General features: G+C 71.1%; 24 protein-coding genes. 15 read left to right on the forward strand and 9 right to left on the reverse strand.

Annotated elements, in window-relative coordinates; translation table 11 throughout:
• Nucleotides 1-149: 149 nt before the first annotated feature.
• Nucleotides 150-869, forward strand: coding sequence for a hypothetical protein (locus VF584_04725; GenBank protein ID HEX8209474.1), 720 nt, complete (start codon nucleotides 150-152; stop codon nucleotides 867-869).
• A 17-nt stretch (nucleotides 870-886) separates the two neighbouring features.
• Nucleotides 887-1,375, forward strand: coding sequence for a BON domain-containing protein (locus VF584_04730; GenBank protein ID HEX8209475.1), 489 nt, complete (start codon nucleotides 887-889; stop codon nucleotides 1,373-1,375).
• Between the two features lie 375 nt (nucleotides 1,376-1,750).
• Here the strand turns inward: VF584_04730 and VF584_04735 are convergent, their stop codons facing one another.
• The 3 genes from VF584_04735 to VF584_04745 all read right to left on the reverse strand — a co-directional run bounded on the left by VF584_04735 (nucleotide 1,751) and on the right by VF584_04745 (nucleotide 6,184).
• Nucleotides 1,751-3,076, reverse strand: a complete 1,326-nt coding sequence (locus tag VF584_04735) for a BON domain-containing protein (GenBank protein HEX8209476.1) — start codon at nucleotides 3,074-3,076, stop codon at nucleotides 1,751-1,753.
• 85 nt (nucleotides 3,077-3,161) lie between these two features.
• Nucleotides 3,162-5,828, reverse strand: coding sequence for an ADOP family duplicated permease (locus tag VF584_04740; protein HEX8209477.1), 2,667 nt, complete (start codon nucleotides 5,826-5,828; stop codon nucleotides 3,162-3,164).
• Complete coding sequence (locus VF584_04745; protein HEX8209478.1) at nucleotides 5,828-6,184, reverse strand: PadR family transcriptional regulator; 357 nt, start codon at nucleotides 6,182-6,184, stop codon at nucleotides 5,828-5,830. The genes VF584_04740 and VF584_04745 overlap by 1 nt, the downstream gene beginning before the upstream one ends.
• A gap of 242 nt (nucleotides 6,185-6,426) precedes the next feature.
• Here VF584_04745 and dnaX point away from each other — a divergent pair, with 242 nt between their 5' ends.
• The 12 genes from dnaX to VF584_04805 all read left to right on the forward strand — a co-directional run bounded on the left by dnaX (nucleotide 6,427) and on the right by VF584_04805 (nucleotide 17,172).
• On the forward strand, nucleotides 6,427-8,436 hold the full coding sequence (gene dnaX, locus VF584_04750) for a DNA polymerase III subunit gamma/tau (GenBank protein HEX8209479.1): 2,010 nt from the start codon (nucleotides 6,427-6,429) through the stop codon (nucleotides 8,434-8,436).
• Between the two features lie 74 nt (nucleotides 8,437-8,510).
• The gene (locus VF584_04755; protein ID HEX8209480.1) at nucleotides 8,511-8,831 is read left to right on the forward strand and encodes a YbaB/EbfC family nucleoid-associated protein; all 321 of its coding nucleotides are present in this window, start codon (nucleotides 8,511-8,513) and stop codon (nucleotides 8,829-8,831) included.
• Nucleotides 8,832-8,838: 7 nt separating this feature from the next.
• Nucleotides 8,839-9,426 carry a recombination mediator RecR gene (gene recR / locus VF584_04760; GenBank protein ID HEX8209481.1) on the forward strand — a complete coding sequence of 196 codons (588 nt, stop codon included), beginning with the start codon at nucleotides 8,839-8,841 and terminating at the stop codon, nucleotides 9,424-9,426.
• Between the two features lie 599 nt (nucleotides 9,427-10,025).
• The gene (locus VF584_04765; protein ID HEX8209482.1) at nucleotides 10,026-10,331 is read left to right on the forward strand and encodes a hypothetical protein; all 306 of its coding nucleotides are present in this window, start codon (nucleotides 10,026-10,028) and stop codon (nucleotides 10,329-10,331) included.
• Nucleotides 10,331-10,834 (forward strand): roadblock/LC7 domain-containing protein, encoded by a 504-nt coding sequence (locus VF584_04770; GenBank protein HEX8209483.1) that lies wholly within the window; start codon nucleotides 10,331-10,333, stop codon nucleotides 10,832-10,834. The genes VF584_04765 and VF584_04770 overlap by 1 nt, the downstream gene beginning before the upstream one ends.
• A 12-nt stretch (nucleotides 10,835-10,846) precedes the next feature.
• Nucleotides 10,847-11,425 (forward strand): ADP-ribosylation factor-like protein, encoded by a 579-nt coding sequence (locus VF584_04775; GenBank protein ID HEX8209484.1) that lies wholly within the window; start codon nucleotides 10,847-10,849, stop codon nucleotides 11,423-11,425.
• A gap of 7 nt (nucleotides 11,426-11,432) precedes the next feature.
• Nucleotides 11,433-12,089, forward strand: a complete 657-nt coding sequence (locus tag VF584_04780) for a CDP-alcohol phosphatidyltransferase family protein (GenBank protein HEX8209485.1) — start codon at nucleotides 11,433-11,435, stop codon at nucleotides 12,087-12,089.
• Complete coding sequence (locus VF584_04785; protein ID HEX8209486.1) at nucleotides 12,086-12,967, forward strand: alpha/beta hydrolase; 882 nt, start codon at nucleotides 12,086-12,088, stop codon at nucleotides 12,965-12,967. The genes VF584_04780 and VF584_04785 overlap by 4 nt, the downstream gene beginning before the upstream one ends.
• Before the next feature lie 332 nt (nucleotides 12,968-13,299).
• Nucleotides 13,300-13,848: a nucleotide exchange factor GrpE gene (locus VF584_04790; protein HEX8209487.1), complete on the forward strand. Its 549-nt coding sequence runs from the start codon at nucleotides 13,300-13,302 to the stop codon at nucleotides 13,846-13,848.
• 13 nt (nucleotides 13,849-13,861) lie between these two features.
• Nucleotides 13,862-14,992, forward strand: coding sequence for a J domain-containing protein (locus VF584_04795; protein HEX8209488.1), 1,131 nt, complete (start codon nucleotides 13,862-13,864; stop codon nucleotides 14,990-14,992).
• Between the two features lie 10 nt (nucleotides 14,993-15,002).
• Nucleotides 15,003-15,239 carry a hypothetical protein gene (locus tag VF584_04800; GenBank protein ID HEX8209489.1) on the forward strand — a complete coding sequence of 79 codons (237 nt, stop codon included), beginning with the start codon at nucleotides 15,003-15,005 and terminating at the stop codon, nucleotides 15,237-15,239.
• A gap of 163 nt (nucleotides 15,240-15,402) precedes the next feature.
• Nucleotides 15,403-17,172 carry a glycoside hydrolase family 3 protein gene (locus VF584_04805; GenBank protein HEX8209490.1) on the forward strand — a complete coding sequence of 590 codons (1,770 nt, stop codon included), beginning with the start codon at nucleotides 15,403-15,405 and terminating at the stop codon, nucleotides 17,170-17,172.
• Nucleotides 17,173-17,349: 177 nt separating this feature from the next.
• Here VF584_04805 and mnmA read toward each other — a convergent pair whose 3' ends face one another.
• Entirely contained in the window at nucleotides 17,350-18,435 is a 1,086-nt protein-coding gene (gene mnmA, locus VF584_04810) for a tRNA 2-thiouridine(34) synthase MnmA (protein HEX8209491.1), read from the reverse strand.
• A gap of 138 nt (nucleotides 18,436-18,573) precedes the next feature.
• Complete coding sequence (locus tag VF584_04815; protein ID HEX8209492.1) at nucleotides 18,574-19,701, reverse strand: cysteine desulfurase family protein; 1,128 nt, start codon at nucleotides 19,699-19,701, stop codon at nucleotides 18,574-18,576.
• Nucleotides 19,702-19,834: 133 nt separating this feature from the next.
• Here VF584_04815 and VF584_04820 point away from each other — a divergent pair, with 133 nt between their 5' ends.
• Nucleotides 19,835-20,212, forward strand: coding sequence for a hypothetical protein (locus tag VF584_04820; GenBank protein HEX8209493.1), 378 nt, complete (start codon nucleotides 19,835-19,837; stop codon nucleotides 20,210-20,212).
• A gap of 371 nt (nucleotides 20,213-20,583) precedes the next feature.
• Here the strand turns inward: VF584_04820 and bshB1 are convergent, their stop codons facing one another.
• From bshB1 to VF584_04840, 4 genes are all read right to left on the reverse strand, one after another.
• On the reverse strand, nucleotides 20,584-21,324 hold the full coding sequence (bshB1, locus tag VF584_04825) for a bacillithiol biosynthesis deacetylase BshB1 (GenBank protein HEX8209494.1): 741 nt from the start codon (nucleotides 21,322-21,324) through the stop codon (nucleotides 20,584-20,586).
• 166 nt (nucleotides 21,325-21,490) lie between these two features.
• Nucleotides 21,491-22,726, reverse strand: coding sequence for an ABC transporter permease (locus VF584_04830; GenBank protein ID HEX8209495.1), 1,236 nt, complete (start codon nucleotides 22,724-22,726; stop codon nucleotides 21,491-21,493).
• Nucleotides 22,727-22,732: 6 nt separating this feature from the next.
• Nucleotides 22,733-23,977 (reverse strand): ABC transporter permease, encoded by a 1,245-nt coding sequence (locus VF584_04835; GenBank protein ID HEX8209496.1) that lies wholly within the window; start codon nucleotides 23,975-23,977, stop codon nucleotides 22,733-22,735.
• On the reverse strand, nucleotides 23,977-24,201 hold a 225-nt coding region (locus VF584_04840; GenBank protein HEX8209497.1), incomplete at its 5' end, for a hypothetical protein. The genes VF584_04835 and VF584_04840, both read right to left, overlap by 1 nt.

Raw genomic sequence — 24,201 nt, forward strand, 5'->3', positions numbered from 1 at the left:
CCCTTGCGGTTCCCTCCGTGTCCTCTGTGTGATGCTTTTTCTTGCGCGCACAGTGGAACAAACCATAGCTTGCCCGGCCTATAACGGTCCCGTGACGGCCGCCGTCCGGGGCCGTTGGCGTATAGAAGACAACCTTTTCCGTCATCCCGATGAACCGACTTTCGCGGACCTTGCTTCCCGCGCTCGCGCTGCTCGCCCTGGGTGCCGGCGCCGCGCAGGCGCAGACCGTGCCCTCCCCCTTCCGCTACATCGAGAAGAAGTCGTCGGTGGAAGTCATGGGCGGCTACCTGTTCACCGACCCCGAGCTGGCCGTCACCGACTCCATCACGGCGGAGTTCGGGCCGCGTTCGGCGCCCATGATCACGGCGCGCTACAACCGGCGCTTCGGCGGGCCGATTTCGGGGAACGTGGCGCTCAGCTTCGTCCCCAGCGAGCGCAGGGTGATCTCGGCCGCCGAGGGGCAGGACTCGGCGTTCGTGGGCGTGATCGACACGGGCGAGCTGGTGAGCGCGCCCATCGCGATGCTGGAGGCCGGCATCCGCTTCCACATCACCGGCGACCGCACCTGGCGCGGCCTGGCGCCGTACCTGATGGGCACCGGCGGCCTGGCCGCGGAGATCGGCGGCGCGCAGGGCGGGGAGAAGGATCTGCCCGACGACGAGCGCTTCGGCTTCGGCCCCGCCTTTGCGGTAGGCGCCGGAACCGGAATCGACTGGTTTCCCACGCCGCGCTTCTCGCTGCGCACGGAGCTGAGCTACCGGATCTGGCGGCTCGCGGTGCCCGAAGGATTCGCGGCCGCCCGCAACGCAGACATCAACGAGTGGAACGGCAACGCCGGCGTGAGCGTGGGGGCGGCGTTCCACTTCTGACCCGCACGGAGGGGCGCATGGCTCAGGAGTTCAACCCGTTCGACCTTACGGACATGACCGACGACGAGATCTACGACGTCGTCGTGCAGCACCTCGGCGAGTATCCCGAGCTGGACATGGGTTGGATCAACGTCTCCGTGCAGGGTGGCCGGGTGACGCTCTCCGGCCGCGTCTCCAGCGACGGCGAGGCATCCATCGCCGCGCAGGCGCTGACGGACGTGGTGGGCGTCGCCGAGCTGGACAACCAGCTGATCGTGGACGAGCTGCACCGCGGCGAGGCCCCCGAGGCCGCCGACGACGCCTTCACCCAGGACGTGGAGGTGGACGACCAGATGGGCGAGCCCAACCTCGTCTACCAGTCGGACACGGCGGGGCACCTGATGGAGGACCTGGAGCAGCAGACCTACGGCACGCACGACGCCGGTCTCGCCGCCGAGGAGGGCATCCCCTACGAGCCCCCCACCCGCCCCGTGCCCGACGGCTACGGCAGCCGCGAAGACCACTGATGCGGAGCGGGCCCCGGCTGAAGAGCCGGGGCCCGCCTTTTCCGTTGTGGCGAGTGAACTCGCTGCAACAACAGCACAAAGTCCGCCTGCGCGGACTCGGGGAGGAGATTCGTCCGGTGGGCCTCGATGCCGCGCACCCAGACCGTAGGGGCGCGATTCATCGCGCCCACCCTAAGCGCCGTCTCGACGCCCGCCTTACGCGCAGATCCGGTAGGGGCACACCCACGTGTCTGCCCATGTCCCGCCGACCAGCCAACAGCCCGCTTCAAGGAGCGAATCAATTCGCCGCTGGAACCACGCGAAATCCGCCTTCGCGGATTGGTTGCGGCCCGCGAGCCGGCTTCAGCCGCCTTCCCGTGGTTCCAGCCGGGGGCTTCAGCCCCCGGCGTATCCGCCCCCGGCCCCTCCGACCCCAGCATCTCCACCGCCCAACCCATGCCCCCCCGCCGACTGCGGCACCACGTCGCCGTGCGGGTCGTGGGGGAGGTCGGTGCGCACGGTGAGGGAGTTGACGACGCCGTGTACCCCCGGCGTCTCCCACGCGTCGTCCCAGGCGTAGCGGGCCTCCATGAAGTCACCCACCTCGCCGGTGAGCGTCACTACCCCGTCCTCAACCTCCACGTTGATGCGGCCCGCGTCCACCCAGCGGTCCTGCTGGAGGCGCGAGCGCACCGCGTGCAGCACCTGGTCGTCCGACAGGTCCTCGTCCGCGCCGGAGTAGCCGTAGCCCACCGTGTCCATCCCGCGGCGCTGCGACGGCTGGTTGTACTCGGGGTGGCGGCTGTACGCTTCCTCGGGCATGAAGGGCCCCCGCGCGTATCCGCCGAACCCCCCATCGTACCCGCGCCCGCCACCGAAGCCTCCCCCCAGCCCGCCGCTGCGCGCGCCGAAGTCGCCGTACCCCGCATCGTAGCCGCCGAAGGCGCCGCGCGAGACGCCGCCCATGAAGGAGCCGCCGTAGTCCACGTCGTAGCGACCCATGTCCAGCCCGTAATCGGCGCCGTAGCCGCCGTACCCGCGCCCGGACGCGCCGCGGAAGCCGCCGTAGTTGCCCGCCTCGTAGTCGCCGCCGAACGCGCCGCGCTGGAAGTCGCCGTAGCCGCTCCCGCCGTCATACCCGGGGCGGAACCGCCGTGCGAACCCCCCGCTCGTGAACTGCTCGCCGTAACCCTGCGGCGCAAACCTCCGCGCGTACCCCTCGCGGTTGAACTCGGACCCGAACCCGCCGGAGTAGCCACCCTGGAAGCGCTCGTCCTGCCCCGCGAGGTCGTCGTCGTCGCGCCCGTACCCCGCGCTCGCGCCCCCCTCGGCCCCGATGAAGGTGCCGCCGCCGAAGCCCTGTCCGTACCCGCCGCCATACCCCTGGCCGCCCGAGTACCCGCCGTATCCTCCGCCGTAGCCACCGGAGGCCCCGCCACCGAACCCGCCGCCGTACCCCGGACCCGAGTACGCCCCGCCATACCCGCCCTGCCCTCCGGAGTAGTACCCGCCCCGATCCTGCCCGAACTCGCCGGCGTTGGAGCCGACCTCGTCACCCGCGAAGCTCTGGCCGCCGAACTGCTGTCCGTATCCGCCCATCCCCCCGCGCCCGGTGGGACGATACGCCTCGGGGTTGGCGCCGTACTGGTAGTCGTAGCTGTTGCGGTCGATGCCGCGGCCGAACCCCCCGCGTCCGCGGAACCCCCGATCGTATCCGTCCATGCACCCTCCTCCGTTCGCGGTCACCCTACGGATCTCAGGCCGGCCCGGGCGCGCAAGAGCCGTTCCGGGGAAGATCGCGATCTGCTCAATCCAGGCGCAGCGCCACCATGGGGTCCACGCGGGTGGCGCGCCACGCCGGAATCCAGCTCCCGGCCGCCGCCACGGCGGCAAGAACCAGCGCGATCGCGAGGTAGAACAGCGGGTCCGCCGGAGCCGCGCGCTGGAACATCGGCTGCAGCGGACGCCACGCGACGACGCCGAGCGGAACTCCCATCATCGCCCCCAGCGCCACCAGCCGCACTCCCCGCCGCACCACCAGCCGCCGCAGGTCGCCCGCGCGGGCCCCCAGCGCCAGGCGCACGCCGATCTCGCGCGTGCGCCTCGCGACCATGTAGGCGAGGAGCGAGTACGTCCCCACCGCGGCCAGCAGGAGCGCGAGCGCGGCGCAAACGCCCAGCAGCGCACCGAACACACGCTCCGCCCGCAACGCGTCGTACAGCGTCCCGTCCAGCGTCCGCGAGGTCACGAGAGCCTCACGGTCGAGAGCGTGGGCTTCGCGGCGCACGATCGCGGGTAGCTCGTGCGCCGCGCCCTCGCGGGCACGCGCCAGCACGACGGTCTGCCACACGAGCCCGGTCTCAGCGTTCTGCGCATATGAGAGCAGGAGGTACGGCGGGCGCTCCTCCGCCGACACCACGTAGCGGGCGTCCGCCGCGACGCCGACCACCTCGAACTCGCGGTCTTCGATGCGGAAGCGCTCGCCGAGCGCCCTGCCGCCGGGCCAGAGGCGCCTCGCCGTCGCCTCGCTCACCACCGCCACCAGCGGAGCGCCTTTCGTGTCCGTCGCCTGGATCGAGCGGCCGCGCCGCAGGGGCACGTCCAGCATCTCCAGCATCCCGGGGGTGACCGCGTTGTAGGCGATCCGCCGTTCGTCCGCCAGCCGTGCCGGATCTTCCCCGGGGATCACCACGAGCGCCTGGGCCGGGCAGCAGTCGAGAACGGGCGAGGACGCCAGCGCCACCGCCTCGACCCCCGGACGGGCGCGCAGCCGGCGCGCAAGCGCGTCATGGAACGCCTCGCCGCCCGCGGTGCTCTCGTACGCCGCCGGCCGAACCGAAGCCGCGATGACGCCGCGGGTGCGCATGCCGGTGTCGGCCCAGAGCGTTCCCACGAGGCCCCTCACCAGGATGCCCGTCCCGAACAGGAGCACAGCCGCGAAGGCGACCTGCACGACCACCGCGCCGCCCGCCAGGCTCCGCCGCCGGCCCGAAAGCTCACCGCGCAGCGAGCGCGCGATCTCCGGACGCGTGGCCTGGAGCGCGGGGAGCAGCCCGAAGATGAGCGCGCACCCAAGCGAGGCGGCCGACGCAAAGGCGAGCACGCGCCAATCGGGCGAGAAGTCCAGCTCCACGCGGACGGACGGGGGCACCCCCATCAGGAGCTGGAGCGTGTCCGCCTTCCACAGCGACAGGAGGAAGCCGAGCGCGCCCCCGGCCGCCGCCATCAGGCCGCTTTCCACCAGGAACTGCCGCACCAGCGCGCGGCGCCCCGCGCCCAGCGAAAGCCGGATCGCGACTTCGCGCCTGCGAGCCTCGGCGCGCGCCAGGAGAAGCCCCGCCACGTTCGACCAGGCTACCATCAGCACCGCGACCACCATCCCCATCACCGCGAACAGGTACGGGCGGATCATCTGCTGCATCTCGCGCCGTATTCCCCGGATCGGCCGGACCTCCACGCCGGTATCCGCGGCGCGCCCAGGCGCCAGCGCCGCCGCCATGCCGGATAGCTCCGCCTGCGCCTGTTCCGGAGTCACGCCGGGCCGCAGCCTTCCTATCATCTGCCCCCAGGCGCCGTCGCGGCCCAGGCTCGCGGGAGCGCCGCCGGGCTCGAGGGCGCCGCGCATCATCAGCGGCACGAACAGGTCGAACGCTTCCATCACCTCCGCGCCGCGAAAGCCCCGCGGCGCTACGCCCACCACGGTGAACGGCACGCGGTTGAGGAGCAGGGTGCGCCCCAGCACGCGTGGATCGCCGTTCAGGGTGTGGCGCCAGTAATGGTGGCTCACCACCACCACCGGGTGGGTGCCGGGCGTCCTGTCCTCCTCGGGCAGGAAGAAGCGGCCGCGCGCCGGGCGCGCGCCGAGCACCTGGAACAGGTTGGCGGACACGAGCTGGACCTGCCTGGAGGCCGGCTCGCCGCCCGCCGTCCGCACGGCCGTCTCCGCCACGCGGCGCACGGCCAGCCCCTGGAGCGTGCGCGTGCGGCCGCGGTACTCCAGGTAGTCCGGGTACGAAACGGACGGGCCGGGTCCCGGGCGCGGCGGACCTCGCTTCACCAGGGCGACCTCCACCATCCGCTCGCCGCCCGGCACCGGGAGCGGTTTGTAGAGCAGCACGTTGACGAAGGAGAACATCGCCGTGTTCAGCCCGATGGCGAGCCCCAGCGACAGCACCGCGCCCGCCGCGAGCCCCGGATTGCGCCGCATGCCGCGCGCGGCGAGCCGAACGTCGCGCCACAGGCTCTCCAGCAAGGGAATCCCACGTTCGGCACGCATCGTCTCCTTGTGCTGCGTCACCCCGCCGAAGTTGATGCGCGCCTGCCGCCGGGCCTCCGCGGAAGTCAGGCCCTCCGCCGCCAGCCGCTCGGTCTCCATCTCCAGGTGGAACTGGAACTCGTCGTCCAGCTCCGCCTCCGCCTGGCGGCGGCGCAGGTTCGCCCGCACACGCACCCGCATACCGTGCAGGAATCCCATCAGGCACCCCCCGCGCCGCAGCGCGGAGCGGTGCCGAGAATCCACTCCACCGCGCCCACGTAACGCCGCCAGCTCTCCGTCTCGTCCTGCAGCGCCTGCTCCCCCGTGGCCGCGAGCCGGTAGTACTTCGCGCGGCGCTTCAGCTCGGTCACGCGCCACTCGCTCTCGATCAGCCCCCGGTGCTCCAGCCGCTGAAGCGCGGGATACAGCGACCCCTGGTTCACGTCCAGGATCCCCCGCGAGATCTGCTGAATCCGCTGATTGATCCCCCATCCATGCATCGGCTCCAGCGACAACGTCTTGAGGATCAACAGATCGAGGGTGCCGCGCAGTACCTCGGCCGACGACGCATCCACGGGACTCTCCGGCGTGAGGGGTTGGTCTCGCCTTCCGACAACAGCATGCTCGTCCTCCTGTAGAAAGTCAAGAGGAACCGGATCGCACTCCGCGCGGGTGGGCGCACCACCCACGTGGTCGTCCACTAACGCACTGCCGTCCGGCCACTTACACCGCCTCCGTTGAACCACCGCCCCCCGACGCGGTATATTGCCCGGCGGCCGCGTCCGGCCGCCTCCCCGCACTCGCAGTCCAGGCCGCCGTGTCTCGCACAGCACTCGCCCGTACCTACCGGCCCCGCCACTTCCGCGAAGTGGCGACGCAGGAGCACGTCTCCGAAACGCTGCGCTCCGCCGTGCAAAAGGACCGCGTGGCGCACGCGTACCTCTTCTGCGGACCGCGCGGGGTGGGGAAGACGACGCTCGCCCGCGTCCTCGCCATGGCTCTCAACTGCCCCAATCGGGGTGAAGACGGCGAGCCGTGCGGCGCGTGCGACTCGTGCGTGCGGATCTGGGCCGGGCGCACCTCGCTGGACGTGGTGGAGATCGACGCGGCCTCCAACCGCGGCGTGGACGACGCGCGCGACCTGCGCGACCGCGCGATGTACGCCCCGGCCGAGGACCGCCACAAGATCTACATCATCGACGAAGCGCACATGCTCACGCGCGAGGCGTGGAACGCGCTCCTCAAGATCCTGGAGGAGCCGCCCCCGCGCGTCATCTTCGTCTTCGCCACCACCGAGCCGCAGAAGATCCAGCAGGCCGCGCCGCCCATCCTCTCGCGCTGCCAGCGCTTCGACTTCCACCGCATCGCCACGGCCGATCTCGTCGGGCGCCTGCGCGAAGTGCTGGATGCCGAGGGGCTCACCGCGGGCGACGACGTCCTCCTCCCCATCGCGCAGAAGGCGGACGGCGGGATGCGCGACGGGCTCTCGCTGCTGGACCAGGTCCTCTCCTTTACCGAGGGGACGCCGACCGCCGAGGACGTGCGGCGCGTGCTGGGGCTGGTGGGGACCGAGGTATACCTGGAGCTGTTCGGCATCATCGCCGAGCGCCGCTCGGCGGACGTATTCCGCTTCGTGGGGCGCATGCTGGACGAGGGGTACGACCTGGCCGAGTTCTACCGCGGCCTGGCCGACTTTCTCCGCGCGCTCCTGATCACGCGGCTGGGCGGCGGCGAGGCGGAGTCGGTGCCGCAGTACCAGCGCGAGGCGGTGCGCGAGATGGCCGGGCGCTTCTCCCCCGGCGACCTGCTGCGCATGCTGTCGCAGGTGGCCGAGCTGGACGCGGACGGCCGCTTCCGGAAGAGCGGGGAGCAGCGGATCCTGATCGAGCTCCTCCTGCTGAGGTTCGCGTACCTGGAGAGCACGGTGGTGCTGGAGGACGTGCTGGCCGCGCTGGGCGGCGCCCCGGCGGGAGGCACGTCCCGGGGAAACGTCCAGGGCGGGCGGCCGGCCACTGAGCCCGCCGCCCGCCCCACTGCCCCGGTAGCGCCACCGCCCGCACCTGCTCCGCCGCCGCCCGCGCCCGAGCCCGTCGCGTACGCCCCGCCCGCTCCCGCGCCGCGTGCACCCGCGCCCGCACCCGTGGTGCAAGCGCCAGCCCCCACGCCTGCGCCGGCTCCCGCGCCTGTGCCCGTGATGCACACGCCCGCTCCCGCGTACGCGCCACCCGCGCCCGCCCCCGCGGAGCGCCCTGCCGTCCGTGAGCGAGCGGTTCCACCCTGGGAGCGCGGCGCCGCGGCGGCGGCGATCGCGGCGGCGAACGGGCACGAGGAGGAGATGGACTTGCCGCCGATCCCGCTTCCCGACGAGGAGCGCGGGCCGGCGCCGTCCGGGCACAACCTTGAGCCGCTCCCGATCCCGGTGCCGGGGACCGCGGAGCTGGACCCCGCGCGGGTGCGGCGGGCCTGGGCATCGATGCTGCAGGAGGGAGACGGCGTCCCCGGCGGGATGAGCCTCTTCCTGCGCGCCGCCCGCTTCACGGTGCAGGGGAACCAGGTGCGGGTGGAGTTCCCCGCGGGCTCGCCGGTGCTGGAGCGGATGGGGAGCGCCGCGTCGCGCAAGCCGCTGGAGGAGGCCGTTTCGCGCAGGATGGGCGGCGCCGAGGTGAAGCTCGTCTTCAGCGCCGGGCAGGCGGCCTCGGTGGAGGAGCCAGGGGGCAGCCGCATCACCGCGGAGAGCGCGAAAAAGGACCGGCTGCGGCGGCTGGCGGAGGGGGAACCGACCCTGGCGGCGGCGGTACAAGCGTGGGACCTCGAGCTCGTTGAATGAACGCGCGTTCCGAGCCCGCCCAGCGGGAATTCGGAATGCGCTCGCATCTTTTTTCTCCACCCGGTGATGGTGAGATGACCAACTTCCAGCAGATCCTCGAGATGGGCCAGCAGGTGCAGGCCCGCATCACGCAGCTCCAGACGGAGCTGGCGCAGAAGACCGTGTCCACCTCCAGCGGCGGCGGAATGGTGACCGCCACCGCGGATGGCCGGGGCCGCATCCGCGCCATCAAGATCGACCCCACCGTGGTGCAGGCCGGCGACGTGGAGATGCTGGAAGACCTGGTGCTCGCCGCCGTGAGCGAGGCGCAGACGCGCGCGCAGGAGCTGTACGACGAGGAGATGCGCCGCGTCTCGGGCGGCCTGTCGCTGCCGTTCCCCTTCCCGGGCACCTGAGGGGCGATTGTCCGCCATCGACGAGCTGGTGGGCGAGCTTGCGCGCCTCCCCGGAATCGGCAGGAAGACGGCGCTGCGCCTTGCCTTCCACCTGCTGAAGGCACCCGAGGACGAGGCGCGCAAGCTGTCGCGCGCCATCCAGACGGTGCGCGAGCGGGTGCGCTCCTGCACGGAGTGCGGCAACCTGACCGAGCAGAGCCCCTGCGAGATCTGCCGCAGCACCCGCCGCGACGGCTCCACCCTTTGCGTGGTGGAGGAAGCCAGCGACATCATGGCCATCGAGCGCACCGGCGAGTACCGCGGCGTCTACCACGTCCTCGGCGGCCGCCTCTCCCCACTGGACGGAATCGGCCCCGCCGAGCTGAACGTCTCCCCCCTCCTCACCCGCGTGGGCGCGGGCGTCGTGCGCGAAGTCGTCCTCGCCACCAACCCGAGCGTGGAGGGCGAGGCCACGGCCCTCTACCTCAACAAGCTGATCGCCCCCCTCGGCGTCCGCGTCACCCGCATCGCCCGCGGCCTCCCCGTCGGCGGCGACCTGGAATACGCGGACGGCGTCACCATCGCCGAGGCGCTGAACGGAAGGCGCGAGCTCTGACGCAGGCGCATTCGATGCCTGACGAAAAACCGCTCACTTCCTGAACGAAGCGCTACACCGCAGCTTGCCTCCGAGCCATCGCGCGGCGCGAAGTGAAGGAGACGACCGACGCCACTCACACCGGATCGGCCCCAGCGCCGCGATCCGTACGGATCTGGCAGAGGAACATGGGCCAGTCGCGTGCCGGCGGCGTGCATCGCTTCCTTCACTCCGCGCCTGAGTTCCGGCGCGGAACCATGGATCGGGTGGCGCTGCGTTCAGGAAATTGGGTGGGGCGGCACCGGGGTGACGGTGCCGCCTCATTTCTTTCCACCATCCAGAAACACAACGGGCGAGATGAAGCCACAGAGAACACCTTTCGCAGTTCTTTCCGTACCCCTCTGTGTCTCTGTGTGAGGCCGCAGTTGCAGTTTCCCTCCGCGCAATGACCGAAACGAACGCCCGCCGCCCCTCTCCCGCCGTCTTCCCGCACCGCACTCCCCGCGGCGCGCCTTTCGCATGGAACCGCGCCCCAGGGGCGGAGTTTCGCTTTTCAGCCCCGCCCCTTACTTTGTCGCCGGGCCGGGACGCCGGCTCGCCGCACAGACCTTACCGGGCCCATGGCAAGCAAGCGCATCCTCCAGACCACGGCCGTCACCCTGCTGGCCGTAGCCGCGGCCGCGGCCGTGGGCGTCATCCTGGTCCGTGACCAGATCAGCCGCCACCGCCGGGACCTCTTCTCCCCGCACCCCCTCCGCCGCCTCGCCGCGCTCGAGTACATCGGCACCGAGACCGCGTCGGTGAACACGATCCTGCTCCTGCGCGACTACCTGGCGTGGGAGCCGCGGCCGCTGCTGCGGCGGCGGGCCACGGCGGTGCTGGCGCAGCTCGAGGAATCCCTTTCCGCCCGTACGGAGGTTGCGTGATGGCGGTTGGTTCGTCGAGCTGGTCCCTTGCGGAAGCCGATTTCCACCGCATCGACCGGATGCTGCAGTCGTTTCTGTACGATTCCAACGCACGCTGCGCGCTCCTGGTGGACCGCGCGGGTCAGCTCGTGACCACGTCGGGCGAGAAGCCCGAGTTCGACACCGTGGCCTTCGCGTCGCTGGCGGCGGCGGACTTCGCGGCCAACGACCAGCTCGCCACCATGATCGGCGAGACGGAGTTCTCGTCGCTCTTCCACCAGGGCGAGCGCGAGTCCATGTACCTGGCGGACGTCGCCCGGCGCGTGATCCTGGTGGTCCTCTTCGACAACCGCACCACGCTGGGGATGATCCGCATCAAGGTGAAGGGAGTAGTGCGCGAGCTGAGCGAGGTGTTCCACGAGATCTTCGCGCGGAGCGGCACGGCGGCGGCCGCCGTGCACATGGAGGCAGGCTTCACCGACGAGGCGGAAGACGAGATCGACCGCCTCTTCGGCGACCTGTAAGGAGGCGGCCCCATGTCGATGATCAACTACGCCTCGCGCGAGATCAACTGCAAGATCGTCTATTACGGCCCCGGGCTGTGCGGCAAGACCACCAACCTGGAGTACATCTTCGAAAAGGTGGCGCCCAACACCCGCGGCAAGCTGATCTCGCTGGCCACGGAGACGGAGCGCACCCTCTTCTTCGACTTCCTGCCGGTGGACCTGGGGAGCATCCGCGGCTTCAAGACGCGCTTCCACCTGTACACGGTGCCGGGGCAGGTGTACTACAACGCCTCGCGCAAGCTGATCCTGAAGGGGGTGGACGGGGTGGTGTTCGTGGGCGACAGCCAGGTGGAGCGGCTGGACGCGAACGTGGAGTCGATGCACAACCTGTACGACAACCTCTCCGAATACGGGCTGGACCTGCGCGAGATCCCGTTCGTCATCCAGTACAACAAGCGTGACCTCCCCAACATCTCGTCGATCCAGGAGCTCCAGGAGCAGCTGAACCCCCAGATGGTCCCCTATTACGAGGCGGTGGGGGTGCGCGGGATCGGGGTGTTCGACACGCTGAAGGCGGTCAGCAAGCTGGTCATCAAGTCCCTCAGCTGAGGGGCCGATGAGCACGCTGAACCTCCCGAACTCGATCACGCTGGCCCGCATCGGGCTGGCGCTGGTGGTGGGGCCGATGATCATGTACGACGGGTTCGCGATGCGGCTCGCGGCCTTCATCGTCTTCCTGGCCGCCGCCTTCTCGGACATGTGGGACGGGCACCTGGCCCGCTCCCGCAACCTGATCACGGACTTCGGCAAGCTGATGGACCCGCTGGCGGACAAGCTCCTGTTGGCCGCCACCTTTCTGCCGTTCTACCTCCTCTCGCACGGCTGGGAGCCCGCGACGCCCTTCCCCTGGCCGGGCGGCGTGCTGCCGGTGTGGGTGCTGGTGGTGATCTTTGGGCGCGAGCTCTTCATCACCCTCTTCCGCGGCTTCGCGGCCAAGCGCGGCGTGGTGCTGGCGGCGGGGAACGCGGGGAAGCTGAAGGCCGTCTTCCAGAACATCTTCGTGGGCGCGGCGATCTTCTGGTACGCCCTGCACTCCGCCGCGCGCGAGAAGGGGTGGATCGGAATGCCGAGCTGGGACGGGATGTGGGTGCCCTTCCACCGCTGGTTCGCCATCGTGACGCTGGCGGTGGCGGTGATCCTGACGGTGTACTCGCTGGGCGTGTACCTGAACACCTTTCGGTCGCTGAACCTGTCGCGGAGGGAGGCTCCGTGACCCCGGCGGGGCTCCCCCCCGCCGCAGTCTCCGCCTCGGTCCGCGCGGCGGATGGCATCCGCATCCACTACCTGACCTGGGCCGCCGCCCGCCCGCGCGCCGTCCTCCTCCTCTCCCACGGCCTTGGGGAGCACGCGGGCCGCTACGCCCCCTTCGCCGCCGCCCTGGTGGAGCGCGGCATCACGATGGCCGCCCTCGATCACCGCGGCCACGGGCGATCCGCAGGGCAGCGCGGCCACGTCGACCGCTTCTCCCGCTTCTCCGACGACTTCGAAGCCTTTCGCGCAGCCGTCGCCAAGAAGCTCCCCGCGCACCTCCCGGTCTTCGTTCTGGGGCACTCGCTGGGCGGGCTGATCGTGATCCGCTGGCTCCAGGCGCACCGTGAGACGGGGGTGCTGGGGGTGATCCTTTCCGCGCCGCTCCTGGGTGTCGCGCTCAAGGCCCCCGCGTGGAAGCTCGCCATCTCCGGCTTCCTTTCGCGCTGGCTGCCGAAGCTCCCCTTCACCAGCGGCGTGCACCCGGAGAAGCTCTCGACGGACGAAGCGTACGTCCGCTCGTACCACGACGACCCGCTCGTCCACAGCCGCGTCACGCCGCGCCTCTACACCGAGCTCCACGCCGCCACCAGGGCCGCCTTCGCCGAGTGCTCCGTCCTGCGCGACCCCCCGACGCTGGTCCTGATCCCCGGCGACGACCAGATCGTGGACTCCGCCGCCGTCACGCGCTTCGCCGAGTCGCTCCCCGGCGACGTCACCATCCGCCACTACCCGGAGATGCGCCACGAGGTGCTGAACGAGGCCGACCGCGCGCGGCCGATCGGTGACGTGGTTGGGTGGGTGGAGGCGGCCCTCACCCCCCCGGCCCCCCTCTCCCGATAACAGGAGAGGCTGGCGCCTCTGTTATCGAGAGAGGGGGGAGTTGTCGGCGCGGTGAGCGGAGGGCGGTGCGGGGGAGGGCACGGGCGGCCACGCGGGGCCGCCCCTACGAGGGGCTCGCGCCGTGGGCGGAGTTCTCCCCCTCGCCCGCCCTGCGCCCCCGCAGGCGGGGGAGGGGGCCGGGGGGAGGGGGCTGCCAAATCGGCGCACCCGCATGGCACCACGATTGCTCAACCCAGGGCGCGGGCATCCACCCGCACCCATGCAGTTTCGCGCCGCGGCAGGAGCGCCGCCGCGGCCCTGATCTCGTTTTGCACAGCGGATAAGACCGCCTTATGACCGACCATACCGAGCACGGCGCCGCCGACGCACAGCCGGGCGCCGAGAACACCAACGCGCAGCCCGAGGCCGGCGAGGCCGAGGCCCCCGCGCAGCCCACGGGCGACCCCGAGCTCAGCTCGCTGCGCGACCGGCACCTGCGGCTGGCGGCGGAGTTCGACAACTACCGCAAGCGCGTGGAGCGCGAGCGCACCGAGGCGTTCGTGCGCGCCCAGGCGCAGCTGCTGGAGCGGCTGCTGGAGCCGTTCGACGACCTGCAGCGCATCGCCGACTTCGACCCCGCGACCACCGCCGCCTCCGCGCTGCACGAGGGCGCGGAGATGGTGGAGCGCAAGTTCCTGCGCGCCATGGAGTCCGCGGGGCTGGAGATCGTGGAGGCGGAGGGGAAGGACTTCGACCCCGCCATCCACGAGGCGCTGACCACCGTCCCCGCCGCGTCGGCCGAGGACGACGACACGGTGGCGCAGGTGTTCCAGAAGGGGTACCGCTTCAAGGGGCTGCTCCTTCGCCCTGCCCGGGTGGTCGTCCGCAAGTTCAACGGCTGACACGGGCGGCCCCATGGCCACACAGACCAAGGACTTCTATCGCATCCTGGGCGTGGCGGACAACGCCACCCCGGACGCGATCAAGAAGTCGTACCGCAAGCTCGCCAAGCAGTACCACCCGGACGCGAACCCCAACGACGCGGCCGCCGCGGAGCGCTTCAAGGAGGTCTCCGAAGCGTACTCCGTGCTCTCCGACGACGCCAAGCGCAAGCAGTACGACCAGATGCGCAAGTTCGGCGGGCTGGGCGGCTTCACGGGCGGCGGCGGCTTCCGGCCGGGTGCCGCGCGTCCGGGGGCGGGGGGCGCCACCAGCCAGACCTTCTCCTTCGAAGACCTGGACGTGGGCGGGCTGGGCGACATCTTCGGCTCGATGTTCGACTTCGGCGGCACCAAGAAGCGCGGCACCGGGCGCCCCGGCCCGCAGCGCGGCGAGAACATCGAGTACGCGGTCGACATCCCGTTCCGCACCGCGGCGCGCGGCGGCAAGATCACCGTGCAGCTCCAGGTGACGGAGGAGTGCACGGTCTGCCACGGCAGCGGGGCCAAGCCGGGGACGCAGGTCAATCCCTGCCCGGAGTGCAAGGGGAGCGGCACCATCGTCTTCGGCGGGGGGAGCTTCGGGGTCACCCGGCCGTGCCCCAACTGCATGGGGAGGGGAAAGGTCCCCGCGGACCCGTGCGCCCGCTGCGGCGGGCAGGGCCAGGTGCGCGAGGTGCGGCCGGTGAACGTCACCGTCCCCGCCGGCGTGGACAACAACTCGCGGGTGCGGCTGGCGGGGCAGGGGGAGAAGGGCGCCGCCGGCGGGCCGGCGGGCGACCTGATCCTCACCTTCCGCGTGCAGCCGGACCGCTTCTTCACGCGCGACGGGCTGGACGTGAGCTGCGACGTGCACGTTAACCTGGCCCAGGCCATGCTGGGCTCCAAGGTGCGGGTGCGCACGCTCGACGAGAACCCCGTCATCGTCAAGATCCCGGCGGGGACGCAGCACGGGAAGCGCATCCGCATCAAGGGGCAGGGAATCGAGAAGGGCGGGCGGCGCGGCGACCAGTACATCCGCGTGATGGTCGACCTGCCGGAGGAGCTGACGGACGAGCAGCGGCGCAAGTTCGAGGAGTTCGCCGATACGGCCGGGCTCAAGCACTGACCGAGGAACGATGAGCGCAACTTTCACCGACGAAAACCTGGTCACCTGGGAAGCGTACGCCTCGGGCGGCCGCTTCGGCCTTCCCACGAGCCCCAAGGTGGTCTTCAACTGCCTTTCCGATCCGGCGCGCCGCCCCCGCTACGTGGAGCTCAGCGGCTCCGACGAAGCGAAGGCCGAGGAGATGGTCCACGACTACCCGGAGGAGACCCTCCGGCAGATGCTCCGCGAGTCGCGCGAGCTGGAGTAGCGCCATCCGCCCCGCCACGGCCGCGAGCGCGCGACCCCTTCCCCCCAATGCCACGGGGAGAGCGGGGGTCGCGCGTTTCCGTTTTCGCCCCGCGCTCCTGGTCTGCGCCCTCCTCACCGCGACGCTCGCCCCGCGCCCGGCGGAGCCAACGACGCCGCCTTCCATGCTGATGCGCTTCGACGCCCGCGCCCGCGCGTTGGTGAAGCGGATGACGCTGGCCGAGAAGGTTGGCCAGATGACGCAGGCGGACCAGCAGTTCATCCGCGACTCGTCTGACGTGGAGAACCTCTTCCTCGGCTCCATCCTGAGCGGCGGCGACTCCGATCCGCCGGGCGGGAACACGCTGGAGGCGTGGCGTGACCGGTACGAGTCGCTCCAGGCGCGCACACATCGCACCCGCCTGCGCATCCCGCTCCTCTACGGCATCGACGCCGTGCACGGCAACAACAACGTGCTGGGCGCGGTCATCTTCCCCCACAACGTCGGCCTCGGCGCCACGCGCAACCCGCGCCTCGTCCGCCGCATCGCCGAGATCACCGCGGCGGAGACGCGCGCCATGGGGGTGAACTGGACGTTCGCGCCCTGCATCTGCGTGCCGCGCGACATCCGTTGGGGGCGCACATACGAGGGCTTCTCCGAAGACGCCGAGCTCGTCTCGCTCCTTGGTGCGGCGGCGGTGCGCGGCTTCCAGGGGAGCACCCTGCGCGGCCCGCTCCGTGTGGCCGCCACCCCCAAGCACTTCGTGGGCGACGGCGGCACCCTCGCGGGCACGGGCGTGGAGAAGGGTCTCGACCAGGGCGACGCGCGGATGGACGAGGAGACGCTGCGGCGCGTCCACCTGTACCCGTACCGCGCCGCCATCGACGCCGGCGCGGCCGCCATCATGCCCTCCTACAGCAGTTGGAACGGCATCAAGGTCACCGGCGACCGCCGCCTGCTGACCGAGGTGCTGAAGGAGGAGATGGGCTTCGACGGCTTCCTGATCTCCGATTACAACGCCGTCGACCAGGTGCACGACGATTACAAGACGGCGATCGCGATGTCGATCAACGCCGGGATCGACATGGTGATGGTGCCCGAGCGCTACCGCGAGTTCATCCAGCTCCTCACCCAGCTGGTGCACGAGCGCCGCGTGCCGATGTCGCGCATCGACGACGCGGTGACGCGCATCCTGCGTGTGAAGTTGGCGATGGGGCTGATGGAGCCGCGCTACGACTTCCGCGCGGACCGGGCGCTGGAGCGGCGCTTTGGCGGAGCGGAGCACCGGGCGGTGGCGCGGCAGGCGGTGCGCGAGTCGATGGTGCTCCTCAAGAACGCCCACCGCGTCCTCCCGCTGTCGAAGTCCGCGCGCCGCATCCACGTCGCCGGGAAGAGCGCGGACGACATCGGCAACCAGTCCGGCGGGTGGACGATCACCTGGCAGGGGAAGACCGGCCCGGTGACCCCCGGCGGCACCACCATCCTCGCCGCCCTCCGCCGCGCCGCCCCCGCCGCCGAGATCACCTACTCCCCCGACGCCTCCGGAGCCGCCGGCGCCGACGCCGTGGTGGTGGTGATCGGCGAGACGCCGTACGCGGAGATGAAGGGCGACCGGCAGGACCTCTCGCTTGACGAGGCGGACCTCACCGCCGTCGACAACGCGCGCGCCGCGGGGATCCCGGTGGTCGTGGTCCTGGTCTCCGGCCGCCCCATGATCCTGGGCCGCGCCCTCGACCAGTCCGACGCCTTCCTCGCCGCCTGGCTCCCCGGCACCGAGGGCGACGGCGTAGCGGATGTCCTGTTCGGAGACTACGCCCCCACGGGCCGCCTCCCCTACACCTGGCCCCGCTCCATGGACCAGCTCCCCCTTGGCGCGGGCGCCGGCCCCCCGCTATTCCCCCTTGGGTACGGCCTTACCTACCAGCCTGCGGCGAACGTGTTCAGGAGCGAATGAATTCGCCGCTGGACCCACACGAAGTCCGCCTCCGCGGACTCACGTCGCCAGCGGCAGCATCGCGAGCATTCACAACGTATCAAGCCCCTGCCGCGAACTGCGCGACAGGGGCGTAGTCTCCCCTCACCCGCCCTGCGCCCCCGCAGGTGGGGGAGGGGGTCGGGGGGAGGGGGCCTCCTACCCAGCGATCCGTCCGCCTCCCAGCACGACCTCACCATCGAACAGCACCGCGGACTGCCCCGGCGTCACCGCGCGCTGCGGCGCGTCCAGGGCAAGCTCGATGGCGCCGTCCGTGAGCGCGCGCACCGTAGCGGGGACGGCGGCTGCGCGGCTGCGGATCTGCACCTGTATGCCGGCGCCCACCTCCGGCGCCCGCGCGAGCCAGTTCAGCTCCGCGATGACCACATCGTCGCGCTCCAGCTCCGCCAGCGAGCCCACGACCACCTCGCGCGTCGCCGGGCGCGAGCCGAGGACGTAGAGCGGGAGCCCGCGCCCGCCCGGGAGCCCCTTCCGCTGTCCGACGGTGTAGCGCGCGTAGCCGGAGTGCTCGCCGATGACCTCGCCGCTCGTGGTCACCAGCTTGCCCGGCGCGAGGGCGGCGTGGCCGGGCACCAATCGCTTCTCCAGCACGTCCACGTAGTCGCCCGTGGGCACGAAGCAGATCTCCATGCTCTCCGGCTTCTCGGCGGTGGAGAGGCCCAGCTCGCGCGCCTTCTCGCGCACCTCGGGCTTGGTGAACTCGCCCAGCGGGAACATCAGCTTCGGGAGGATCTCCGGCGGGAGCGCCCAGAGGAAGTAGCTCTGATCCTTTTTGGCATCCACCCCGCGCAGCAGCACGGCCCGGCCATCAGCGTCGGTGCCCATGCGCGCGTAGTGCCCCGTGGCGATGGCGTCGCACCCCAGCATGGCGCCGCGGCGAAGGAGGTCGCGGAACTTGGTGTTGCCGTTGCAGCGCACGCAGGGGTTGGGAGTGCGCCCGGCGGCGTACTCCTGCACGAAGTCGTCGATCACGTCGCGCGTGAACTCGCGCTCCACGTCGAAGACGTAGTGCGGAATCCCCAGCCGGTCGGCCACGCTCCGCGCATCCATGATCCCGTCCAGCCCGCAGCAGCTCTTGCCGGGGCCGTTCCCTTCCGCTTCGGAGTAGCAGAAGGTCTTCATGGTCACGCCGATCACGCGGTGCCCCTGCTCCACCAGCAGCGCCGCCGCCACCGACGAATCCACCCCTCCCGACATCGCGACCAGAACGGTCCGCTTCTCCATCGTGATCCCCGCATCTGCTGAATTTGACCGCGCCCTGCCCCTGCCTTCCGCCCCCTCTCTCGATAACGGAGGGCGCAGCCCTCTCCTGTTATCGGGAGAGGGGGCAGGCGAGTGTAACGAGCCGGGGGTGAGGGCCCCCTACCCCCGCACCCGCTCCACCACCCGCGGAAACACCACCAGCACCCGCTCCACCTCCGCTTCCGTCGTACCCCAGCCGAGCGAAAACCGCACGGACGGCCCCGCCAGCTCGGGCGGAATCGCCATCGCCAGCAGGACGTGCGAGGGCTGCACGCCGCCACTGGAGCACGCCGAGCCGGACGACGCGGCGATCCCCTCCAGGTCCAGCCCCACGAGCAGCATCTCCGGGTCCGCGCCGGGGACGGAGAGGTTGCTCACGTTCGCGAGCCGCTCCGCGCCCGCGCCGTTGACCTGGATGCCAGGGACGCGCTCGCGCAGCCCGGCTTCCAAACGGTCGCGCAGGGTGCCTAAGCGCTGCATGGATGTCTCGCGCTCCGCCTCGGCGGCCTCCGCGGCGGCGGCGAAGGCGAGGGCGCCCGCCACGTCCTCGGTACCGGGGCGCAGGCCGCGCTCCTGTCCGCCACCGTGCACCATCGGCGCGATGCGGGTGCCGCGGCGTACGAAGAGAGCGCCGATCCCCTTGGGGCCACCCACCTTGTGCGCGCTGAACGACAGCATCGCCGCCGGCACCTGGTCAGCGCGAACGGGGAGCCGCCCCAGCGCCGGTACCGCGTCCGAGTGGAACGCGACGTCCGCCGCGGCGCACCGCTCCGCGATCTCGGCCACGGGCTGCACCACCCCCGTCTCGTTGTTCGCCCACATCACGGACACCACCGCCGGCCCCGCCGCGAGCGCCTCATCGAGCGCTTCCAGACGGACGACTCCGTGCTCGTCCACCGGGAGGATCACAGCCGGGGCGCCCGCCTCGCGCACGGCGGCGAGCACCGCCCTGTGCTCCACGGCCGAGCAGACGACCGGGGCGCCGGGGAGCGTCCGCGCGCGGCCCAGGACCGCCAAGTTGTCCGCCTCGGTGCCGGCGCGGGTGAAGACGATCTCCGCGGGCGATGCGCCGATCAGGCGGGCCAGCCGTGCGCGCGCGTCGTCCAGCAGGGCGCGGCTCTCGCGGCCCCAGCGGTGCACGCTGGACGGGTTCCCCCACGTGACGTCGAGCACCTCCAGCAGCGCGCGGCGCGCCTCTGGGCGGAGGGGCGCGGTGGCCGCGTAGTCGAGGTAAATGGGAGTGTCCATGCTTCCAGGGGTGCGAGCGCACGGTTGATAAACGCCACTCGCCATTTGGTTTCGCGCGCGGCGCGCCTTGACCCGGAATCCGGCGCGGGTACATTCCCGAAACGAAACGTCGCTCCGCCCTGCCGCTACCGCCATGATCCCGCCGCTTCCCGAGGCGCAGCCGGCCATCTTTCGCACCACGGTGCACGGCACCATCTTCGCCGAGCGTGCCGCGCAGCTCGACGCCGTGGTGGAAGGCGACCCGCTCCTCCTGATCCCCGACCCGCCGATGGAGGACGACCCGATGGTGTGGGTCCACCGCGCCAGCGGCGACCCCGTCGGCCACCTTCCGCCCGAGATCAACCAGTGGCTCGCCGTCTGGCTGCTGCGCGGCGGCAAGGCCTCGGCCCGCGCCCTCCGCGTCCACGGCCACGACGTGCCGAGCTGGAAGCGCCTCGTCATCGAGGTGCACTGCGCCGGTGCGGATCCGGCTGCGGAGACGGGAGACCATACCCGGAGCACCGCGCGCTGAACGCACCGGGTGGTGCGGGGACCGGTGCCTCATCACCGGGGGCTGAAGCCCCCGGCTGGAACTACGGGAAGGCGGCTGAAGCCGGCTCGTGCAACGCGGCATCTGACCCGGAGTCCGCGGAGGCGGACTTCGCGTGGTTCCAGCGGCGAATTCATTCGCTCCTGGTAAGGCGCCCCTCACGGAAGGCGCGTCTGCCCCTACCGGATCCGTGCGTTGGGCACGGCTCGAGGCGCGCAGAGGGTGGGCGCGATGAATCGCGCCCCTACCGGCGCCGCGTGGACGCCGCGGACAGCGCACGCCGGACGGATCTCGCCCCCGAGTCCGCGAAGGCGGACTTTGTGCTGTTGTTGCCGCGAGTTCACTCGCCCCAGCTAAATGCTCCGCACCGACAGCCCCACCACGTCCTCCACCTCCATCGTCTCGGCGATGTAAAAGGGCTCGCCGTACTCGGTGCGGATCAGGGAGCCGTAGCGCGCGGCGTGCATCCGCACCTGGTCGTAGAGCGGGCGGTCGCCGCCGGGGAAGACCTCGCCGCCCCACGTCTTGCCGTCGAACTGCGAGGCGTAGCAGCGGATGGCCTCCATCTTGGTGTCCATCTGCGCGGTGACGTCCACCACGAAGCTCGGCTTGACGGCGTCCTCACGGAAGGCGAGCGCGTACAGGAGCTTGTGCGGGCGGTGCGGCTCGCCGGGGGCGTCGAAGCGCCGCAGGCCCGCCAGGAAGCAGGCATCGTAGCCGAGCTGCGACGCGATGCGGTGGTCGGGGTGGCGCCCGTTGGGGTAGGGGAGGATCACCACGCGCGGCCGGAAGGCGCGCACCAGCTCCACGACGATGCGCCGCGTCTCCGCCGTGTTCTGCAGCCCGGCATCGGGGAGCCCGGCGTTGCGCCGCACCGCCACGCCCATCACCCGCGCCGCCGCCTCCGCCTCCCGCCCGCGCAACTCGGCGCTCCCATCCGTCCCCGTCTCCCCCGCCGTCAGGTCCAGGATCCCCACGCGGTACCCCTGCGACGCGGCGCGGGCGATCGTTCCCCCCGCCAGCAGCTCCACGTCGTCGCGGTGCGCCGCGATGGCCAGCAGGTCCACCGCGGTCTCTTCTGAAGCTTCGCTCACGGATCCAGATCGCGTTGCGGAAACGGTTCACTATTGACCGCCCGAAGATGCCGCCACCCCGCCCCCCGCGCAACACGCGGATACGTGCCAACCGCCCCTCCCCCAGGTAGTTATTGGGGGAGGGGCCGCGAGGTGACGAGCGGGGGAGGGGGCCTGGAGGCTCCCTCTACTCGTGCCGCAGCGCCTCCACCGGGTCCAGCCGCGCGGCCTTGTTGGCCGGGTACAGCCCGAACACGATCCCCGCGCCGCCCGAGGCCATGATCGACGCAAAGATCGCCCACAGCGGGATGGTGGCGTTGACCGGCGTCAGCGCCGTGATCAGCCCGGCGAACGCGGTGGCCACCGCCAGCCCGATGGCGCCGCCGATCACCGTCACCGTCACCGACTCCACCAAGAACTGCCAGAGGATCTCGCTCGCCTTGGCGCCCAGCGCCTTGCGCACGCCGATCTCGCGCGTCCGCTCCGTCACCGAGATCATCATGATCCCCACCACGCCCACGCCGCCCACGATCAGGCCGATCGACGAGAGCACCACCATCACGATGAAGAAGACGCCGGTGAGGCGGTCGAACATCTTCTTGAACGCCTCCTGCCGGATCAGCGCGAAGTTGTTCTCCTCGGCCGGGCGCAGGCCGCGTGCGCTGCGCAGGGCGGCGGTCACGTCGTCCATCGCGCGCTCCTGGGTGAAGCCGCGCTCGGTGACCACCAGGAAGTCCATCCACTCCTTGTTGGCGCCCAGGTCCTTGATGGCCGTGGTGGCGGGGACGACCACCCAGTTCTTCATCGCCGAGGCGAAGATGTTGTCCTTGAGCTTGTAGACCCCCGCTACGTGGAACTCGCGGCCCTTGATGCGCACCGTGCGCCCCACCGGGTCCGAGGCGGGGAATAGCTGCTCCGCCAGGTCCGGCGACAGCACGGCGATGTTGGAGGCGCGCTGGTCGTGCACCGACAGGTAGTTGTTCCCCCGCAGGAAGTCGCCCTTGGAGTACTCCACCCAGTCGGACGAGCGCCCCATGATCTGCACGCCGCTCACCGCGCGCGAGCCCATGCGCACCTCGCCGCCCGCGTCGATGGAGGTGGCGACCGTGCGCACCGCCGGGAGCGCCTCCAGCATCTCCGCGTCGGCAAAGGTCAGCGGCGGCTTGCCCTCCGTGGGGTCCTGCCCGTCGCCGCTGAAGGTGAGCGCCGTGGGGTCGAAGCGCGAGGCGATGAAGTTGTTGGGGCCGATCGACTCGATCCCCTCCATCACCATGGCACGGAAGCCGGTGATCACCGCCGCCATGCTCATCACGGTCGCCACGCCGATCACGATCCCCAGGATGGTGAGGAAGGCGCGGACCTTGTTGGAGCGCAGTGCGTCGAGGGCGATGCCGATCCCCTCGCGCGTGGAAGTAACGTTCATCGCTCCTCAGTCCGCCCGCAGGGCGACGATGGGGTCCAGCCGCGAGGCGCGGTAGGCCGGGTACACCCCCGCCATCAGTCCCACCCCGATCCCCAGCGCGATGGCCAGCAAGATGGAGCCGGGCGACACCCGCGCCGGAATCGGCGAGATGGCCGAGACGGCGTACGCCAGCGCGATCCCCGAGCCGATCCCCAGCAGCCCGCCCGCGCCCGAGAGGGTCCCCGCCTCCACCAGGAACTGGAGGAGGATGTCCTTGCGGCGCGCGCCCAGCGACTTGCGCACCCCGATCTCGCGCGTGCGCTCGCTTACGGACACGAGCATGATGTTCATGATGACGACCGCGCCCACCACCAGCGACACCGCCACGAGGAGCGGCAGCGCCAGCAGGAGGAACTTGGAGATCTTGTCCCAGAAGCCGAGCGCCTCGTCGGCCGTCTCCAGCATGAAGTCGTTCTCAACGCCAGGGCGAAGGCGGTGGCGCACCCGCATCAGCCCCTCCAGCTCGCTCTGGCCGCGCGCCATCAGGCTCGCTTCCGGCACGCGGAAGTAGATGTCTTCCACGATGTTGTTGCGGAAGAGCGAGCCGTTGAGGGGCGAGCGGATCGGCGCCACCACCATGCGGTCCATCGACATCCCGAAGAGCGACCCCTGCTCCTCCATCACCCCGATGACGCGGAAGGGGAAGCCCTGGATCCGCACCTCCTTTCCCAGCACCGGGAGGCCTTCGAAGAGCTTCTTCGCCACCTCCTCGCCCAGCACCACCACGGGCACGCCGCGCTCGGCCTCGCTCTCGGTGTAGGTGCGGCCGCGCGCGATCTTGAGGTCGCGCACGTTGAAGAAGTTGGCCGACGCGGCGATGATGTTCACCCCCTGCACCACCTTGCCGCGCCCGTCGCCCACCTTGCCGTCCGCGTCGTGCGCGTACGAAAGGAGGCCGGGGGTCTGCACCCGCTCCTCCAGGAAGCGCGCGTCGTCCTGCGTGAGCCGCGGGCGCCGCTGCCACTCGCGCCACATCGCCTCGTCCACCGGCCCGCCGCCCACCGAGGGGAGGCGGCGCACGTTGATGGTGTTGAAGCCCAGGATCTTTCCCGCGAACTCCTCCTTCATGTACGCGTTCATCCCCGTGATCAGGGTGATGACGGCGATCAGAAAGGTGACGCCCACCACCGTGCCCAGCACGGTGAAGAAGGCGCGCAGCTTGTTGGCGCGGATCATGGAGAGCGCGATCCGCACCGCCTCGCGGGCGTTCATCAGACCTCCGAGAGGGCGCTTTCGGGGCGCGCGGCCAGCACGCCCACCGGCACGCGCGTCTGCCTGCGGTCGCTGGCGATGATGCCGTCCCTGAGCATCACCACCCGGTCCGCGTGCGCCGCGATGTCCGGCTCGTGCGTCACCATGATGATGGTCTGCCCCTCCGCGTGCAGCCGGTGGAAGAGCGCCATGATCTCCTCCGAGGTGCGCGAGTCCAGGTTCCC

The organism is Longimicrobium sp. (assembly GCA_036389135.1).
Taxonomy (GTDB): domain Bacteria; phylum Gemmatimonadota; class Gemmatimonadetes; order Longimicrobiales; family Longimicrobiaceae; genus Longimicrobium.